General features: G+C 71.0%; 15 protein-coding genes. 8 read left to right on the plus strand and 7 right to left on the minus strand.

Annotation, left to right across the window (positions count from 1 at the left end):
* The first annotated feature begins 141 nt into the window (after nucleotides 1–141).
* From OG504_RS44645 to OG504_RS44665, 5 genes are all read left to right on the plus strand, one after another.
* Nucleotides 142–915: an MHYT domain-containing protein gene (locus OG504_RS44645; protein ID WP_405994874.1), complete on the plus strand. Its 774-nt coding sequence runs from the start codon at nucleotides 142–144 to the stop codon at nucleotides 913–915.
* A gap of 63 nt (nucleotides 916–978) precedes the next feature.
* On the plus strand, nucleotides 979–3,504 hold the full coding sequence (locus OG504_RS44650; RefSeq protein ID WP_405994875.1) for a nitrate- and nitrite sensing domain-containing protein: 2,526 nt from the start codon (nucleotides 979–981) through the stop codon (nucleotides 3,502–3,504).
* Nucleotides 3,501–3,938, plus strand: a complete 438-nt coding sequence (locus OG504_RS44655) for a roadblock/LC7 domain-containing protein (protein WP_019062684.1) — start codon at nucleotides 3,501–3,503, stop codon at nucleotides 3,936–3,938. Before OG504_RS44650 ends, OG504_RS44655 begins: the two co-directional genes overlap by 4 nt.
* A 22-nt stretch (nucleotides 3,939–3,960) precedes the next feature.
* Nucleotides 3,961–4,374: a DUF742 domain-containing protein gene (locus OG504_RS44660; protein ID WP_405994876.1), complete on the plus strand. Its 414-nt coding sequence runs from the start codon at nucleotides 3,961–3,963 to the stop codon at nucleotides 4,372–4,374.
* A gap of 182 nt (nucleotides 4,375–4,556) precedes the next feature.
* On the plus strand, nucleotides 4,557–5,162 hold the full coding sequence (locus OG504_RS44665) for a GTP-binding protein (RefSeq protein WP_405994877.1): 606 nt from the start codon (nucleotides 4,557–4,559) through the stop codon (nucleotides 5,160–5,162).
* A gap of 10 nt (nucleotides 5,163–5,172) precedes the next feature.
* Here OG504_RS44665 and OG504_RS44670 read toward each other — a convergent pair whose 3' ends face one another.
* On the minus strand, nucleotides 5,173–5,601 hold the full coding sequence (locus tag OG504_RS44670) for a PPOX class F420-dependent oxidoreductase (RefSeq protein ID WP_405837578.1): 429 nt from the start codon (nucleotides 5,599–5,601) through the stop codon (nucleotides 5,173–5,175).
* 92 nt (nucleotides 5,602–5,693) lie between these two features.
* Here OG504_RS44670 and OG504_RS44675 point away from each other — a divergent pair, with 92 nt between their 5' ends.
* Nucleotides 5,694–6,107: a roadblock/LC7 domain-containing protein gene (locus OG504_RS44675; RefSeq protein WP_019062680.1), complete on the plus strand. Its 414-nt coding sequence runs from the start codon at nucleotides 5,694–5,696 to the stop codon at nucleotides 6,105–6,107.
* 126 nt (nucleotides 6,108–6,233) lie between these two features.
* Nucleotides 6,234–7,292 (plus strand): DUF6397 family protein, encoded by a 1,059-nt coding sequence (locus OG504_RS44680; protein WP_405994878.1) that lies wholly within the window; start codon nucleotides 6,234–6,236, stop codon nucleotides 7,290–7,292.
* A gap of 24 nt (nucleotides 7,293–7,316) precedes the next feature.
* On the opposite strand, the gene OG504_RS44685 is transcribed toward OG504_RS44680, so the two are convergent.
* Both OG504_RS44685 and OG504_RS44690 read right to left on the minus strand, forming a co-directional pair.
* Complete coding sequence (locus OG504_RS44685) at nucleotides 7,317–8,180, minus strand: acyl-CoA thioesterase II (RefSeq protein ID WP_033278304.1); 864 nt, start codon at nucleotides 8,178–8,180, stop codon at nucleotides 7,317–7,319.
* A 19-nt stretch (nucleotides 8,181–8,199) separates the two neighbouring features.
* A complete protein-coding gene (locus OG504_RS44690; protein WP_405994879.1) occupies nucleotides 8,200–10,713 on the minus strand; it encodes a DUF3516 domain-containing protein in 2,514 nt (837 codons plus the stop codon).
* 145 nt (nucleotides 10,714–10,858) lie between these two features.
* On the opposite strand from OG504_RS44690, the gene OG504_RS44695 reads away from it, so the two are divergent.
* Nucleotides 10,859–11,650 (plus strand): metal-dependent hydrolase, encoded by a 792-nt coding sequence (locus OG504_RS44695; protein WP_405994880.1) that lies wholly within the window; start codon nucleotides 10,859–10,861, stop codon nucleotides 11,648–11,650.
* Between the two features lie 38 nt (nucleotides 11,651–11,688).
* Here OG504_RS44695 and OG504_RS44700 read toward each other — a convergent pair whose 3' ends face one another.
* From OG504_RS44700 to OG504_RS44715, 4 genes are all read right to left on the minus strand, one after another.
* On the minus strand, nucleotides 11,689–11,961 hold the full coding sequence (locus tag OG504_RS44700; protein WP_405994881.1) for a type B 50S ribosomal protein L31: 273 nt from the start codon (nucleotides 11,959–11,961) through the stop codon (nucleotides 11,689–11,691).
* 51 nt (nucleotides 11,962–12,012) lie between these two features.
* Nucleotides 12,013–12,489: a DUF5709 domain-containing protein gene (locus tag OG504_RS44705; RefSeq protein WP_405994882.1), complete on the minus strand. Its 477-nt coding sequence runs from the start codon at nucleotides 12,487–12,489 to the stop codon at nucleotides 12,013–12,015.
* A gap of 372 nt (nucleotides 12,490–12,861) precedes the next feature.
* Complete coding sequence (locus OG504_RS44710; protein WP_405994883.1) at nucleotides 12,862–14,643, minus strand: ABC transporter ATP-binding protein; 1,782 nt, start codon at nucleotides 14,641–14,643, stop codon at nucleotides 12,862–12,864.
* Nucleotides 14,640–16,652: an ABC transporter ATP-binding protein gene (locus OG504_RS44715; protein WP_405994884.1), complete on the minus strand. Its 2,013-nt coding sequence runs from the start codon at nucleotides 16,650–16,652 to the stop codon at nucleotides 14,640–14,642. The genes OG504_RS44710 and OG504_RS44715 overlap by 4 nt, the downstream gene beginning before the upstream one ends.
* Nucleotides 16,653–16,780: the final 128 nt, after the last annotated feature.

A 16,780-nucleotide genomic window follows, 5' to 3' on the forward strand; every position in this document is an offset into this window, starting at 1 on the left:
TCCCTCACCGACACGGATGACGCTTCGGCGCACACGTTCGAGCGTGACGCGGTCGTTCAGGTGCCTCTCCGTGTCAGATTGCAACACCTTTCGAAATGCGCCCCCTTTGTGCACCCGTGCCCCTACTAGCGTCCCCTGGTCATGGGACACCTGGACCACGCCACCTTCGGCTGGCTGACCCCCGTGCTGTCATACGTGATGGCCTGCATGGGCTCCGCACTCGGGCTGCGCTGCACCGTCCGCGCGCTCGGCGCCACCGGCCGGTCGCGCCGCAACTGGCTCATCACCGCGGCCTCCGCGCTCGGCACCGGCATCTGGACCATGCACTTCGTGGCCATGCTCGGCTTCGGCGTCACCGGCACCGACATCCGCTACGACGTACCTCTGACCGTGCTCAGCCTCCTCGTCGCCATGGTCGTCGTCTGCGCGGGCGTCTTCGCGGTCGGCTACGGCCGCGACCGGGGCCGCGCGCTCTTCCTCGGCGGCCTCACCACCGGACTGGGCGTCGCGAGCATGCACTACCTGGGCATGGCGGCGATGCGGTTGCACGGGGGCGTGAGCTACGACCCGATGCTCGTCGGGCTCTCCGTGCTCATCGCCGTCGTCGCGGCGACGGCGGCCTTGTGGGCGGCCCTCAACATCAAGTCCCCCGTAGCCGTCACCGCCGCCTCCCTCGTCATGGGAGCGGCCGTCAGCAGCATGCACTACACCGGCATGTTCGCGGTGCGTGTTCACGTCACGCCCTCCGGGGCGGTCCTTCCCGGCGCCACGGCGATGCAGTTCATCTTCCCCCTCGCCGTAGGCCTCGGGTCCTACCTGTTCCTCACCTCGGCGTTCGTCGCGCTGTCGCCGACCACGGGAGAACGCGAGGCCACCGCCTCGGCCCAGCGGCCGGTCGAGAGCGTCGCCCGCTGACCGGCGGACCAGGAGCGGCCGTTGCCCACACCCGCCCCCGAACCACTCCCGAGCGAGGAGGCCATGCGTACCCCCCGTAGGACCCCGAGAGCCGGCGCCGAGGCGCCGCCCGTGCGCGGTCGTCGCGCGCATGCCGGACCACCCGCCGACGAACTCTTCGACGAGCCCCTGGACGCCCCGTCGGAGGACATACCCCCGCGCGCGGGACGATGGCGGCTGCGTCCCCGCACCGTACGAGCCAAGATCGTCTGCCTCCTGATGGTGCCGGTCGTCTCCCTGCTCGCCCTGTGGGCGTACGCCACCGTCAGCACCGCCCAGGACGTCTCCCGGCTACGGCAGTTGCAGCGCGTGGACTCCGCGGTGCGCAGCCCCGTCGCGGTCGCCGTAGCGGCGCTGCAGACCGAGCGGTCGGCCGCCGTGCGGTACGCGACCGACCCCGACGCCGAGCAGAGCGGGGATCTGAAGAAGCTGGCGGCGAGCACGGACCGGGCGGTCGCCCGGTTGCGGCTCGGCGACGACAACACCGTCGCCGACAGCGAGGAACTGCCTGCCGGAGTCGCCCGCCGCCTGAAGACCTTCGTCACCGGAGCCGAGCAACTGCGCTCCCTGCGGGCCGACGTGCTCGCGCACCGCGCGGGATGGGACGAGACCTACGGGCAGTACACGAAGACCATCACGACGGCGTTCGCCGTGGGCGGGGCGCTCACCGGGATCCAGGACGCCGACCTGGGATCCGACGCGCGCGTGCTCCTCGAATTCTCCCGGGCCGGGGAATCGCTCTCCCAGGAGGACGTGATGCTCGCCGGCGCCCGTCTCGACGGCAGGCTCGACGGGGAGCGGCTGCGGCTGTTCACCGGCGCCGTCGACACCCGACGAACTCTCACCGACTCCGCCGTCGAGGACCTGCGCGGCTCCGAACGCGACGCCTGGCAGCGCCTCGCCGACACCAGCGCCTACGCCGCCGTCGGCACCGTCGAGGACAAGGTCCTCGCCACCGGCTCGGGTACCCGGGCGATCGCCGCGGCTCCGGAGACCACCTGGAACAACGCGCACGCACGCGTGCAGGACGGCATGCGCACCATCGAGTCGGACGCGGGCAGCGAGGTCGCCGACCGCGCCGATCCCTTCACCCGCGGGCTGCTCACCTCCGCCGGTGCCGCGGTCCTCCTCGGCCTCGCCGCCGTCATCGCGTCACTCATCATCTCCGTGCGCATCGGACGCGGCCTCGTCGTCGAACTCGTGAGTCTGCGCAACGACGCCCTGGCGATCGCCCGCCACAAACTCCCCGAGGCCATGCGGAGACTGCGCGCGGGGGAGGAGATCGACATCAGGGCCGAGGCCCCGCCCGGGTCGCCCGCGGAGGACGAGATCGGACAGGTCGTCGAGGCCCTGAGCACCGTGCACCGCGCGGCTCTGCGGGCCGCCGTCGAACGTGCCGAACTCGCCAGCGGCATCTCCGGGGTCTTCGTCAACCTCGCCCGCCGCAGCCAGGTCCTGGTGCACCGTCAACTCAGCCTGCTGGACAGCATGGAGCGCCGCTCCGAGGACCCGAACGAACTGAGCGACCTCTTCCGCCTCGACCACCTCACCACCCGTATGCGACGGCACGCCGAGAGCCTGATCATCCTCTCCGGGGCGGCACCCGGCCGGGCCTGGCGTATGCCGGTCTCCCTGACCAACGTCGTGCGCGCGGCCGTCTCCGAGGTCGAGGACTACGCGCGCGTGGAGGTACGCCAACTCCCCGAGGCGTCCGTCGTCGGCGCGGCCGTCGCCGACCTCACGCACCTGCTCGCCGAGATCGTGGAGAACGCGGCCCAGTTCTCGCCGCCGCACACACGCGTGCGGGTCACCGGCGAACCCGTCGGCAACGGCTACGCCGTAGAGGTCGAGGACCGGGGCCTCGGCATGGGCACGGAGACCCTGGGCGACGCCAACCGCCGCATCGAGCAGTCCGAGGCCCTCGACCTCTTCGACAGCGACCGGCTCGGCCTCTTCGTGGTGAGCAGGCTCGCAGCCCGCCACGGCATCAAGGTGCACCTGCGGACCTCGCCCTACGGCGGCACGACGGCGGTCGTCCTGCTGCCGACGGCGCTGCTGCACGGCGGCGCGGCGGAACGTGCCCCGCGCGCGGCGGTCGAGGACGGGGAGCGCGCCGTGGAACGCGAGTACGCGCGCGTACCCACCGCACCCCAGCACCAGGAGTCCGTCCCGGCCTCGGCCGACCGGCCCGCCCTGGCGGTCTCCACACGGGCCGCCGCGGACTCGGCGAACGACACCCCGCCCCCCGGAGTCACCACCTTGCGACTGCACCGTCCCTCCGAGGACACCGAAGGGGCCGACGAGAACGACGACCTCCCGCGCCGCGTACGCCAGGCGCACCTCGCGCCCCAACTCCGCGAACAGCCCACCGCGGAACGGGAACAGAAGCCGGCCGCCCCGCGCGACGAGCACCGCACCCCCGAGGTCGTACGGGACCGGATGGCGGCCTACCGCGAAGGCTGGACGCGCGGCGGCGGCAGACAACCGGGCCGCGGTGCCACCCCAGGTCCCGCAACGGGCAGCGACAGCAGCGAAGGAGACCCCGCGTGATCCAGGACCCGAGCATGAGGGCCGCCCAGCGGTCCGGCGAACTCGACTGGCTGCTGGACGACTTGGTGCTGCGCGTGAGCGAGGTACGGCATGTCGTGGTGCTGTCCAACGACGGCCTCGCCGTGGGCGCGTCGACCGACCTCAAGCGCGAGGACGCCGAACACCTCGCCGCGGTCGCCTCCGGATTCCACAGCCTGGCCAAGGGCGCGGGGCGGCACTTCGGAGCCGGCGGAGTACGGCAGACCATGGTGGAGATGGACGACGGATTCCTGTTCGTGGCAGCGGCCGGAGACGGTTCCTGCCTCGCCGTCCTCACCGCCGTCACGGCCGACATAGGCCTGGTCGCGTACGAGATGGCGCGGCTGGTCAAGCGCGTCGGCGAGCACCTCTACACGCCGCCGCGTGTCGGTGCGCGGCCGCCCGCAGCCGGATGAGGCGAGAGGGCGATCCGTTCCGATGACCGAGGACACGACCGGCGACCGGCGCGAGCCGGGCAGCCAGTGGTACGACCAGGAAGCCGGGCCTCTGGTCCGCCCCTACGCGATGACGGGCGGACGGACCAAATCAGGCCCTACGGGGGTGCGTTTCGACCTGATCGCACTCGTCACGCTGGACAAGGGCGCGCCCGGCTTCGACGACGACACCGGGCTCGGACCGGAACACCGGGCGCTCATCGACCTGTGCCGCCCGGAAACGCAGTCCGTCGCCGAACTCGCCGCCGGAGCAGACCTCCCACTGGGCGTGGTCCGGGTGCTCCTGGGCGACCTCCTGGAGCTCGGCTGCGTCACCGTCAGCCGTCCGGTGCCGCCCGCGCAGCTGCCCGACGAACGGATTCTGCGCGAGGTGATCGAGGGACTGCGGGCACTGTGACGAAACTTCAGAACCACTCGAACGCGTACGACGCCGACTTGCGCACCCTTTCGCTCACCGAACGGGTGCGAGGCGGTCACATCGGGCAAATAGCGGTCCAACCGCCCAGGGCGAGGCCGCAGTTGCCAGGATGCGTATCTACGGACGTCGAGCGTTTCCGGCACTCCCGAGAGAAGTGATCGATGGTCTCCGAGCACTCCGACGCCGAGGACGGCGAGACGACCGCCCTGGCGTTGAAGATCCTGGTCGCCGGCGGATTCGGCGTGGGCAAGACCACCATGGTGGGCGCGGTCAGCGAGATCAGGCCGCTGCGCACCGAGGAACTGCTCAGCGAGGCCGGTCAGTCGGTGGACGACACCGACGGTGTGGACCAGAAGGTCACGACGACCGTCGCCATGGACTTCGGCCGCATCACCATCAGGTCCGGCCTCTCCCTCTACCTGTTCGGCACGCCGGGCCAGGACCGCTTCTGGTTCCTGTGGGACGAACTGTCGCAGGGTGCTCTGGGGGCCGTGGTCCTCGCGGACACCCGGCGACTCGAGGACTGCTTCCCGGCGGTCGACTACTTCGAGCACCGGCACATCCCGTTCGTGGTGGCCGTCAACTGCTTCACGGGCGCCCGCAGTTACGGCGCCCGCGACGTCTCCCGCGCGCTGGACCTCGACCAGGGGACACCCGTGGTCCTCTGCGACGCCCGTGACCGCGACTCGGGGAAGGAGGTGCTGATCCGGCTCGTCGAGTACGCCGGGCGGATGCACACCGCCCGCATGCTCGACTCGGTGGGCTGACGGGGGCAGCTCACTCCGAAATGCCCTTCTGCGCCAGGACCTTCTCGACCGTGACGCGGACGAGGAGTTCGCCCGGGACTCCGTTGCGGGCACCGAACTCCTCGGCGCGCTCCTCGCCCATGTACCGGGCCCCGATCCGGGCGGCCCAGTACCGGAGTTCGCCCGGTTCCTCCGACAACTCGGCGCGTCCCTGGAGCACCACGAAGTCGAACGGCGGCCTATCGTCGTCCACACACAGGGCGACTCGCCCGTCACGGGCCAGATTGCGCCCTTTTACCGTTTCCTTCGCGGTGTTGAACACCACATCGTCGCCGTCCAGCAGGAACCAGATCGGCGCCACATGAGGGCTCCCATCGGCGCGTACGGTCGACAGCTTGCCGGTCCGCGTGCCGAGCGAGACGAACGCCCGCCATTCCTCGTCGGTCATCTTCTGTGCCATGCCCCTATCCTCCTTGCCCGGGCGACGGAGGTGGGGAAGGCTGACGGGAGATCCTCCGGCCAGGGGGAGAGGCGACACGGGGAGGCCGGAACATGGCACAGAACCAGGGACTGAGCTGGCTGCTGGACGATCTGACCGAGCGCGTCGAGCACGTACGCCACGCCCTGGTCCTGTCCAACGACGGACTGGTGACGGGCGCGAGCACGGGACTGCGCCGCGAGGACGCCGAACACCTCGCCGCCGTCTCGTCCGGACTGCACAGCCTGGCCAAGGGCTCGGGACGCCACTTCGGAGCCGGCGGAGTACGGCAGACGATGATCGAGTTCGACGACGCCGTCCTGTTCGTCACCGCCGCGGGCAGCGGCAGCTGTCTGTGCGTCCTCAGCGGCGCGGACGCCGACATCGGCCAGATCGCCTACGAGATGACACTCCTCGTCAACCGCGTCGGCGAGCACCTCGGCGTGGACGCCCGCCAACCCGAGCGGACCCCCGTCACAGACCTCTGACCTGCTATTTCTCTGGCCTTCGCAGAGTTATCCACAGGCCTGCCACGAGATCCGCCGACCCGGTTACGGTTTGTTCACCGCAAGCGCACACAGCGTGAGCATTGGACTCCGTGGGGGAGATCGACCATGGCAGGAAACACCATCACCAAACCGTCCGACCTCTCGTGCACGCTCGGTCGGGCGGCACGGGAACTGGGGCTCAAGCGAGGCGAGTTCGACCTCGCCGTCCATCTCGGACGCATCCGCACCGCGCCCGACGAAGGCGGCGGCCGACGCGTCGCCTGTGCCGAGATCGACCGACTGCGCTCGGCGGGCGGATTCCCCGAAACTCTCCTGGAAGGCGTCAGGACCGTGGGTACCACGGACGGCGCGGCCCTCATGGAGGTCACCTCCGCCAGGTTCACCCGCCTCGCCCGGCTGGGACTGGTGGTGCCGGTGAAGTTCTACCTCAACCGCTATCGGGCCGTCGTCTGGCTCTATCTCGCCGAAGAACTACGGCAGTTCGCGGCCGACAAGAACCACACCGCCCTGCTGAACGGCCGCACGCCCGAGGGAATGCGGGACCAACTGCAAGAGGGCCTGGACCTACGGCCCCGCAACTGGCGCGGACGGCATCTCGGGTTCCTGCTCCACCAGGCCGACGGCCCGTGGGAGCGCGCCGGCGCCCTGGCCGCGCTGCTCGACCCCGTCCAGATCGCGGAGATCGTCCAGGACCCGTACGAGCGCGCCTACTTGAACCGCTTCCGGCCCGACCCGCCCGCCCACGGGGCTCCGGGCTCGCCCGCCGCCCACCTCGCCGAGCGGATCATGACGGCGGAGGACCCGGACGAGATCGGCTGGCTGCGGGCGGATCTGGCCCAAGTGCTGGACGAGGCACGCGGCCACCACCCCGCACCGCGACCGACAGCCGAACCCACCGGGCCACAGCCCGCTGTCGAACGGGCCGCACCGCGACCGACCGCCGCATGGGCCGCACTACGACCGACGGTCGAACCGACTGCACCGCGACCGACCGTCGAACTGACCGCACCGCGACCGACCGTCGAACCGGCTCGATCGTCGCCGGCCGCCGAACCCGTCGGACCATCGTCGTCCCCGAGCGAGCACGCGCTGGAGCGGGAGCCGGCGCCGGAACCCGAGCGATCACGCGGCATGTTGGGCTGGCTGCGCCGCAGAAGCGCGTGAGCTACAGCGCGGCACGGCCACCGGTCACAGCGCTCTGAACAGCCCTTCCTGGACGACCGAGACGAGCAGGCGTCCCTCCAGGTCGTAGATGCGCCCGCGGGCCAGACCGCGGCCGCCCGTCGCGATCGGGGACTCCTGGTCGTACAGGAACCACTCGTCCGCGCGGAACGGCCGGTGGAACCACATGGCGTGGTCCAGCGACGCCATGTCGAAGTTCCGCGGTCCCCACAGGGGTTCGACGGGGATGCGGACGGCGTCCAGGAGCGTCATGTCGCTGGCGTACGTGAGCGCGCAGGTGTGGACCAGCGGATCGTCGCCGAGCGGCCCGACCGCGCGCATCCACACCGCGCTGCGCGGCTCGGCGTCCTTGATCTCCTCGGCGCTCCAGCGCAGCCCGTCCGCGTACCGGATGTCGAAGGGCTGACGGCGTGCCATCCGCTCCAACTGCTCGGGCAGCACGCCCAGATGGGCCCGGACCTCCTCCGACACCGTCGGCAGGGACTCCGGGTCCGGGACCTCGCGAGGCGGCAGCTGGTGCTCGAACGGACCTTGCTCAGGCTTGTGGAAGGAGGCGGTGAGATTGAAGATCGTGCGGCCCTGCTGCACGCCGGTGACCCGACGGGTGGTGAACGACCGCCCGTCCCGCACCCGCTCGACCTGGTACACGATCGGCACGCCAGGACGGCCCGGGCGCAGAAAGTACGCGTGCAGCGAGTGCACGGGCCGGTCGCCCTCCGTGGTGCGCCCCGCGGCGACCAGCGCCTGGCCCGCCACCTGGCCGCCGAAGACCCGCTGCAGGGACTCGTGCGGGCTGCGGCCACGGAAGATGTTGACCTCGATCTGCTCCAGGTCGAGCAGGTCGACGAGCCGCTCTGCCGGGTTCGTCATGGGTGGGATTCTCCTGTGCTCACAGCTGTCCGACGTCGGTGACACGGACGACCGCACGGCCCTCCGTGTCGGAGGCCGCGAGATCGATCTCCGCGCTGATGCCCCAGTCATGATCGCCGTTCGGGTCGGCGAAAATCTGCCGAACGCGCCACAGGTTGTGCTGGGGCTCCTCCTCGATGAGCAGGAGCTTGGGCCCGCGGGCGTCGGGGCCGGTGCCGAGGTCCTCGTACTCGTCCCAGTACTTGTCCATCGCCTCGCCCCAGGCGTCCGCGTCCCAGCCCGCCTCGGCGTCCAACTCGCCCAGTTCGTCGACATGGTCGAGGGCCGCGAGTTCGACGCGGCGGAACATCGCGTTGCGCACCAGGACACGGAAGGCACGCGCGTTCGCGGTGACCGGCTTGACCTGGTCGGCCTTCTCCTGGGCCTCCTCGGCGGTCATATCCGCCGGGTTGGCCAGCTGCTCCCACTCGTCCAGCAGGCTGGAGTCGACCTGGCGCACCATCTCGCCGAGCCAGGCGATCAGATCCTCCAGGTCCTCGGACTTGAGGTCGTCCGGGACGGTGTGGTCGAGGGCCTTGAAAGCGCCGGCGAGGTAGCGCAGCACGATGCCCTCGGTGCGGGCCAGCTCGTAGTACGAGGTCAACTCCGTGAAGGACATGGCTCGTTCGTACATGTCACGGATCACGGACTTCGGGGACAGCGGGTGGTCGCCGACCCACGGGTGGCTCTTGCGGTACGTGTTGTACGCGTGGAAGAGCAACTCCTCCAGCGGCTTGGGGTAGCTGACGTCCTGGAGGCGCTCCATGCGGTCCTCGTACTCGACGCCGTCCGCCTTCATCGCGGCCACGGCCTCACCGCGCGCCTTGTTCTGCTGGGCGGCGAGGATCTGCCGCGGGTCGTCCAGCGTGGACTCGACGACGGACACCATGTCCAGCGCGTACGACGGCGATTCGGGATCCAGCAGCTCGAACGCGGCGAGCGCGAAGGTCGACAGCGGCTGGTTGAGGGCGAAGTCCTGCTGCAGGTCGACCGTGAGGCGCACGATGCGGCCCTCGGCGTCCGGGGTGTCGAGCTTCTCGACGATGCCGCCGTCCAGGAGCGAGCGGTAGATGGCGATCGCGCGCCGGATGTGCCGCAACTGCTGCTTGCGCGGCTCGTGGTTGTCCTCCAGGAGATGCCGCATCGCGTCGAAGGCGTTGCCGGGGCGGGCGATCACCGACAGCAGCATCGTGTGCGTGACCCGGAAGCGGGATGTCAACGGCTCCGGATCGGAGGTGATGAGCTTCTCGAAGGTGCCTTCCGTCCACCCGACGAAGCCCTCGGGCGCCTTCTTGCGGACGACCTTCCGGCGCTTCTTCGGGTCGTCGCCCGCCTTGGCGAGCGCCTTCTCGTTCTCGACGACGTGCTCGGGGGCCTGGGCGACCACCAGGCCCGCCGTGTCGAAGCCGGCGCGTCCGGCGCGGCCCGCGATCTGGTGGAACTCACGGGCACGCAGCGTGCGCACTCGGATGCCGTCGTACTTGGCCAGGGCCGTGAACAGCACGGTGCGGATGGGCACGTTGACACCCACCCCGAGCGTGTCCGTGCCACAGATGACCTTCAACAGGCCTGCCTGCGCGAGCTTTTCCACGAGGCGCCGGTACTTGGGCAGCATGCCGGCGTGATGCACACCGATGCCGTGCCGTACGTAACGGGAGAGATTGCGGCCGAACTTGGTGGTGAAGCGGAAGTTGCCGATCAGCTCGGCGATCTGGTCCTTCTCCTCGCGCGAGCTCATGTTGATGCTCATCAGCGCCTGCGCCCGCTCCACGGCCTGCGCCTGGGTGAAGTGCACGATGTAGACCGGCGCCTGCCTGGTCTCCAGCAGTTCGGTCAGGGTCTCGGTGAGCGGGGTCAGCTTGTACTCGTAGGACAGCGGCACCGGCCGGGTCGCCGAGCGGACCACCGAAGTGGGGCGCCCGGTGCGGCGGGTGAGGTCCTTCTCGAACATCGCGACGTCGCCGAGCGTGGCCGACATCAGGATGAACTGTGCCTGCGGCAGCTCCAGGATCGGGATCTGCCAGGCCCAGCCGCGGTCAGCCTCCGCGTAGAAGTGGAACTCGTCCATGACGACCTGGCCGACATCCGCGTGCTTGCCGTCGCGCAGGGCGATCGAGGCGAGGACCTCCGCGGTGCAGCAGATGATCGGGGCGTCGGAGTTGACGGACGCGTCGCCGGTCAGCATGCCGACGTTCTCGGTGCCGAACATCTTGCACAGCTCGAAGAACTTCTCCGAGACCAGGGCCTTGATCGGGGCGGTGTAGAAGGTGACCTCGTCCCGGGCCAGCGCGGCGAAGTGCGCACCGGCGGCGATCATGCTCTTGCCGGAGCCGGTGGGCGTCGACACGATCACGTTCGCACCGGAGACCACCTCGATCAGCGCCTCCTCCTGATGGGGGTAGAGCGTGAGACCGCGCTCCCGGGCCCACGACTCGAAGGCTTCGTAGAGGGCGTCGGGATCTGCGGTCGGCGGCAACTGGTCGATGAGGGTCACGCCCCCATCTTGCCTGGCGTCGTGGCCGATGGGGGAATCGGCTGCGGGGACGAAGATCGCTACCGCTACGCTGTGTCGCCGACAGAGTGTCAGGGCGCCCGAGCAACTGACCGGCGGCGTAAGAGGAATGGGGCGGGGAACGGCCATGATGGGACCAGCACACTCACTGTCGGGAGCGGCGGCCTGGCTCGGCGTCGGAGCCGCGGCCGCGGCGGCCGGACACCCGATGCCCTGGCCGGTGATCCTGGTGGGCGCCCTGATCTGTGCCGGTGCCGCGCTCGCCCCGGACCTCGACCACAAGGCGGCCACCATCTCCCGGGCCTTCGGACCCGTCTCCCGGGGCCTGTGCGAGATCGTCGACAAGCTCTCGTACGCCGCGTACAAGGGGACCAGGAAGCAGGGCGACCCGCGTCGCTCCGGTGGACACCGCACCCTCACCCACACCTGGCTGTGGGCGGTCCTGATCGGGGCGGGGAGTTCGGCCGCGGCGATCTTGGGCGGCCGCTGGGGGGTGCTGGCGATCCTCTTCGTGCACATGGTGCTGGCCATCGAGGGTCTGCTGTGGCGGGCGGCCCGCGGCTCCAGCAGCGACATCCTGGTGTGGCTGCTGGCGGCGACCAGTGCGTGGATCCTCGCCGGCGTGCTGGACAAGCCGGGCAACGGCTCGAACTGGCTGTTCACGGAACAGCACCAGTACCTGTGGTTGGGGCTGCCGGTCGTGCTGGGGGCGCTGGTGCACGACATCGGGGACGCGCTGACCGTCTCCGGCTGCCCGATCCTGTGGCCGATCCCGTTGGGCCGCAAGCGCTGGTACCCGATCGGGCCGCCGAAGGTGATGCGGTTCCGCGCGGGCAGCTGGGTCGAGCTCAAGGTGCTGATGCCGGCGTTCATACTCCTCGGGGGAGTGGGCTGCGCGGCGGCGCTCAACGTGATCTGAGGCCAGGCCTCGGTTCCGGCTTCGGCGCGGGCAGTTGCCTACGCCCCGCCGGAGCTCTCGCCCGCTCCGCCGCTGCCGTAGCGTCGCTCGAACTGGGCGATGCGGCCCTCCGTGTCCACCGTCCGCGCCTTGCCGGTGTAGAAGGGGTGGCTCTCCGAGGAGATCTCCACGTCCACGACCGGGTAGGTCTCGCCGTCGTCCCACTCGATGGTCCGGTCGCTGGTCGCGGTGGACCGGGTGAGGAAGGCGTATCCGGCGGCGCGGTCGCGGAAGACCACGGGGTGGTAGTCGGGCTGCTTGTCCTGCTGCATGACTGCTCCTCCTGCGACGGTGGTGCGGTGGACGGCGAAGGGGCGGCGAGGTCAGCCGTAGAGGGAGTCCTCGTCCTCGTCGACGATGTGCATCGCGGCCTCCTCGGCGGAGGCGGCGGCACCGTCGATGCCCACGTCCGTGGCGATCAGGCCGCTCTCCTCGTCCTCGTGCGCCCCTTCGTCGGGTGCCACGAGCCGGCCCGAGCGGGTGTCACCGACCTCGATGTCGAGGAGCTCGCCGTCGGTGTCCTCGGAGTCGCCGATGCCGTCGCCGTCGGACGCGGCGAGATCCGGGATCTCCTCGGCGAGCCGCTGGTCGAGCGTCTCGCCGTGCTCGCGCCCGGCGGCCGTCACGTCGTCGCGTTCCACCGCCCAGGGGCGTTCCGGCGGGGACCAGCCGCGGTCGAGGGGGTCCTCGACACCGTCGGCCACCAGGGTGTCCTCCGCGTCGAGCAGACCCGCGTCGTCCTGCACCTCGGATCCGTCGGGCTGGTAGACGTCGTCTCCCCATCCGTCGGCGCTGTTCACGGGTACCTCCAGGTGGTGGGGACCGGCCCGTTCTCACCGCGGTCGGCGGCGGGTCGCCGCTGTGCGGGGCACAGTCGGCGCCCGGCACGAACCACATGGTCCCCGGGCACTCCCCGAACCGGTGCCGCTCCCCAGCCTTCCACCCCTTTTCCCCCGGGCGCAACGGCAGGCGTCCGGTTCCGGTGCGGTACGGCGCCCCGAAAGGGGCGCGAGGCTGTGACATATGCGGCTCCGCCGCGTGGGCGCGACCAGCCCCCACCGGCCGGCAGGTACTCACCGGCCTGCAGATCAGTCACCTCCCTCCCCGACCAGCCCCCACCGGCCCGCAGGATTCCACCGACCCGCAACCCAGTCACCGCTCGACCAGCGGAGCTACCCGTGCCAGGACCGCCACAGCGCCGCGTACGCCCCCTCCGCCGCCACCAACTCGTCATGACTCCCCAGCTCGCTGATCCGCCCGTCCTCGACGACGGCGATGACATCCGCGTCGTGGGCGGTGTGCAGGCGATGGGCGATCGCGACGACGGTACGGCCGTCGAGGACGCGGGCCAGGGACCGTTCGAGGTGCCGGGCCGCACGCGGGTCGAGCAGCGAGGTCGCCTCGTCCAGGACCAGCGTGTGCGGATCGGCCAGCACCAGCCGGGCCAGCGCGATCTGCTGGGCCTGGGCCGGGGTGAGCGCGAGCCCGCCCGAGCCGACCTCGGTGTCGAGGCCGTCGTCCAGCGCCTGCGCCCACCCGTCCGCGTCGACCGCCCCCAGCGCCGCCCACAGCTCGGCGTCCCCCGCGTCGGTCCGGGCGAGCAGGAGGTTGTCGCGCAGGGAGCCCACGAAGACGTGATGTTCCTGGTTGACGAGGGCCACATGGGAGCGGACGTGTTCCGCGGTCATCCGGGAGAGTTCGGCGCCGCCGAGGGTGATCCGGCCGTCCCGGGGCGCGTAGATGCCGGCGAGCAGCCTGCCCAGGGTGGACTTGCCCGCGCCCGAGGGGCCGACCAGGGCCAGCCGGGTGCCGGGCGCGACCTCAAGGGACACCTTGCGGAGCACGTCGACGCCCTCGCGGTAGCCGAAGTGCACCCGGTCCGCGTGCACGTCCCGGCCCTCGGGGGACAGCGCGGCGTCCCCGGCGTCCGGCTCGATGTCGCGGACGCCGACCAGCCGGGCCAGCGAGACCTGGGCGACCTGGAGCTCGTCGTACCAGCGCAGGATCAGGTTCACCGGGTCGACGAGCATCTGCGCGATGAGGGCGCCCGTCGTCAGTTCGCCCACCCCGATCCAGCCCTGGAGGACGAACACCCCGCCGAGCATCAGGACCGAGCAGAGCACCGTGACATGCGTGACGCTGATGACCGGGAAGAGCACCGACCGCAGCCAGAGCGTGTAGTTCTCCCAGGCGGTCCACTCCTTGACGCGGCGCTCGGAGAGGGCGATGCGCCGGTCGCCGAGGCGGTGGGCCTCGACGGTCCGGCCGGCGTCCACGGTCTCGGCGAGGGCCGCGGCCACGGCGGCGTACCCGGCGGCCTCGGAGCGGTAGCCGGCCGGTGCGCGCTTGAAGTACCAGCGGCAGCCGATCACCAGCACCGGCACCGCGATCAGCACGGCGGGCGCCAGCGGCGGCACGGTGACGACCAGACCGCCGAGCAGCAGCACCACCCACACCACACCGATCGCCAGTTGCGGCACGGCTTCCCGCATCGCGTTGGCGAGCCGGTCGATGTCGGTGGTGATGCGGGACAGCAGGTCGCCGGTGCCCGCCCGTTCCAGGACGCCCGGGGGCAGCCCGACCGACCGGACGAGGAAGTCCTCGCGCAGGTCGGCCAGCATCCGCTCGCCGAGCATCGCGCCCCGCAACCGCACCTGCCGGATGAACAGGGCCTGGACGGCGAGCGCGACCACGAACACCCCGATGGTCAGGCCGAGATGGAGTTCCCGCGCTCCGTCCGACACCCGCTCGACGAGATCGCCGAGCAGATAGGGACCGACCATCGAGGCGATCACGGCGACCGTGTTCACGGTGACGAGAAGGAGGAAGGCACGGCGATGCCGGTGGAACAGTTCGGACACGTACGCGCGTACGGTCGCGGGGGCGCCGACCGGCAGGGTGTTCGCCGTGGTCGGGGCCGCCGGGTCGTAGGCCGGGGGCGCCACGCCGATCATGCGCTCTCCTCGATTTCTTCCAGCGCGCTCCGCAGAGCGGCTTCGTCGTCGTCCAGGGCGGCCCGCAGCGGGCCCCCGTCGTCGTCCTTGGCACCCCGGAGAGGAGCCTCGTCATGGTTCAACTCGCCTCGCGCAGCAGCTTGTTCGTGTGCTGCGGCACCTCGCGGAGCGGTGCCCTCTCCGTGTTCCACGGCCCGCCGGGGCGGGGCCGCGCGGGACTCCGACTCATCCCGCAGGGCGGCCTGTTCACCGTCCCGCGCTTCCCGCGAAGCCGACTCCTCCTCGGTCTCCCGCGTCACCACCGCCCGGTACCGCGGCTCGCTCCGGAGCAGTTCGCGGTGGGCGCCGACCGCCACGACCGCGCCCTCGTGCACCAGCACGACCCGGTCCGCGTGGTCCAGGAGCAGGGGCGAGGAGGTGAACACCACCGTGGTCCGGCCGGTCCTCACCTCCCGTACGCCGTCGGCGATCCGGGCCTCGGTGTGGGAATCGACGGCGGAGGTCGGTTCGTCCAGGACGAGGACCTCCGGGTCCGTGATCAACGACCGTGCCAGGGCGAGCCGTTGGCGCTGGCCGCCGGAGAGGGAACGTCCGCGTTCGGTGATGCGGGCGTCCATCGGGTCCTCGGTTTCGAGTGAACCCTGCGAGAGCGCCACCAGCACGTCCCCGCACTGCGCGGCGGCCAGGGCCTCCTCCGCGCCGACCGCACCCGAGGCGGGCACGTCGAGCAGTTCGCGCAGCGAACCGGACAGCAGCACCGGGTCCTTGTCCTGGACGAGGACGGCGGTGCGCGCCGAGTCGAGGGGGAGTTCGTCGAGCGGTACGCCGTCCAGGAGCACGGAGGTGCCCGCCTCGGCGGGGTGTCCGCCGAGCCGTTCCGCCAGCCGCCCGGCCGCGTCCGGGTCGCCGCACACCACCGCGGTGAGCAGGCCGGAAGAAGCGAGCAGACCGGTGTCCGGGTCGTACAGATCCCCGGTGGGCACCTCCGCCGCGCGCGTCCCCACGGTGTCGGTGACCCGCTCCAGGGACAGCACGCGCGCGGCGCGTCTGGCCGAGGGCCGGGAGAAGGAGTACGCCATGGCAATTTCCTCGAAGTGGCGCAGCGGGTACGAAAGGATCATCACCGCGCTGTAGACGGTGACCAGTTCGCCGACGGTGATCCGGCCCTGGCGGGCCAGGTGCACGCCGTACCAGACGATCGCGATCAGCAGCAGACCCGGCATCAGCACCTGGATCGCGGAGATGACCGCCCACATCCGGGCACTGCGCACGGCCGCGTGGCGCACCTCCTGGGAGGCGCGGCGGTAGCGGTCGAGGAACAGTTCCTCGCCGCCGATGCCGCGCAGCACCCGCAGTCCGGCGACGGTGTCGGAGGCGAGTTCGGTGGCGCGGCCCGCCTTCTCGCGCTGCACGTCGGCGCGCCGGGTGGCGCGGGGCAGCAGCGGCAGCACGGAGACCGCCAGCACGGGCACGCCCACGGCGACGACGACACCGAGCGCGGGCTGGTACACGAACAGGCCGACGCACACGATGACGATCGTCAAGGCGGCGGCCAGGAAGCGGGACAGCGCCTCCACGAACCAGCCGATCTTCTCGACGTCACCCGTCGACACGGCCACGACCTCACCGGCAGCCACCCGCCGGGTCAGCGCCGAGCCGAGGTGCGCCGCCTGCCGGGCCAGCAGTTGCTGGACGCGGGCGGCGGCCGTGATCCAGTTGGTGACGGCGGCCCGGTGCAGGAAGGTGTCGCCCACGGCGATACCCGCCCCGCACAGCACCATCAGCCCACCGGTCTGGGCCAGCCGACTCCCGGAGCGGTCGACCACGGCCTGCACGGCGAACCCCACACAGAACGGCAGCGCGGAGACGGACACGAAGTGCAGCAGCCCCCAGGCCAGGGACTTCAGCTGGCCACCGAGCTGATTCCGGCCGAGCCACCACAGGAATCGGGGCCCCGAGCGCGCGTCCGGCACACCCGGGTCGGGATACGGAAGGTCTTGAATCTGCATGACGTCCCAGTGGCTCTTGTTCAGACGGGAAGGGGAGGAGGGAGCCGCGGAGCGCGGCGACGGACCGCGAGCGGAACGCGGCAACAAACCGTGAAAGGTTCGCGTCGCAGCGTGGTCGGAAGCAAGCG

It is taken from the genome of Streptomyces sp. NBC_00986, from assembly GCF_045162565.1.
Classification (GTDB): Bacteria; Actinomycetota; Actinomycetes; order Streptomycetales; family Streptomycetaceae; genus Streptomyces.

Excerpts from the sequence above, each read along its gene's own strand:
- OG504_RS44645 (WP_405994874.1), top strand. The coding sequence starts at position 142 with ATGGGACACCTGGACCACGCCACCTTCGGCTGGCTGACCCCCGTGCTG.
- OG504_RS44685 (WP_033278304.1), bottom strand. The coding sequence starts at position 8,180 with ATGACGAACCCGGCAGAGCGGCTCGTCGACCTGCTCGACCTGGAGCAG.
- OG504_RS44680 (WP_405994878.1), top strand. The coding sequence starts at position 6,234 with ATGGCAGGAAACACCATCACCAAACCGTCCGACCTCTCGTGCACGCTC.
- OG504_RS44710 (WP_405994883.1), bottom strand. The coding sequence starts at position 14,643 with ATGATCGGCGTGGCGCCCCCGGCCTACGACCCGGCGGCCCCGACCACG.
- OG504_RS44715 (WP_405994884.1), bottom strand. The coding sequence starts at position 16,652 with ATGCAGATTCAAGACCTTCCGTATCCCGACCCGGGTGTGCCGGACGCG.
- OG504_RS44660 (WP_405994876.1), top strand. The coding sequence starts at position 3,961 with ATGACCGAGGACACGACCGGCGACCGGCGCGAGCCGGGCAGCCAGTGG.
- OG504_RS44695 (WP_405994880.1), top strand. The coding sequence starts at position 10,859 with ATGATGGGACCAGCACACTCACTGTCGGGAGCGGCGGCCTGGCTCGGC.
- OG504_RS44700 (WP_405994881.1), bottom strand. The coding sequence starts at position 11,961 with ATGCAGCAGGACAAGCAGCCCGACTACCACCCCGTGGTCTTCCGCGAC.
- OG504_RS44650 (WP_405994875.1), top strand. The coding sequence starts at position 979 with ATGCGTACCCCCCGTAGGACCCCGAGAGCCGGCGCCGAGGCGCCGCCC.
- OG504_RS44670 (WP_405837578.1), bottom strand. The coding sequence starts at position 5,601 with ATGGCACAGAAGATGACCGACGAGGAATGGCGGGCGTTCGTCTCGCTC.
- OG504_RS44675 (WP_019062680.1), top strand. The coding sequence starts at position 5,694 with ATGGCACAGAACCAGGGACTGAGCTGGCTGCTGGACGATCTGACCGAG.
- OG504_RS44665 (WP_405994877.1), top strand. The coding sequence starts at position 4,557 with ATGGTCTCCGAGCACTCCGACGCCGAGGACGGCGAGACGACCGCCCTG.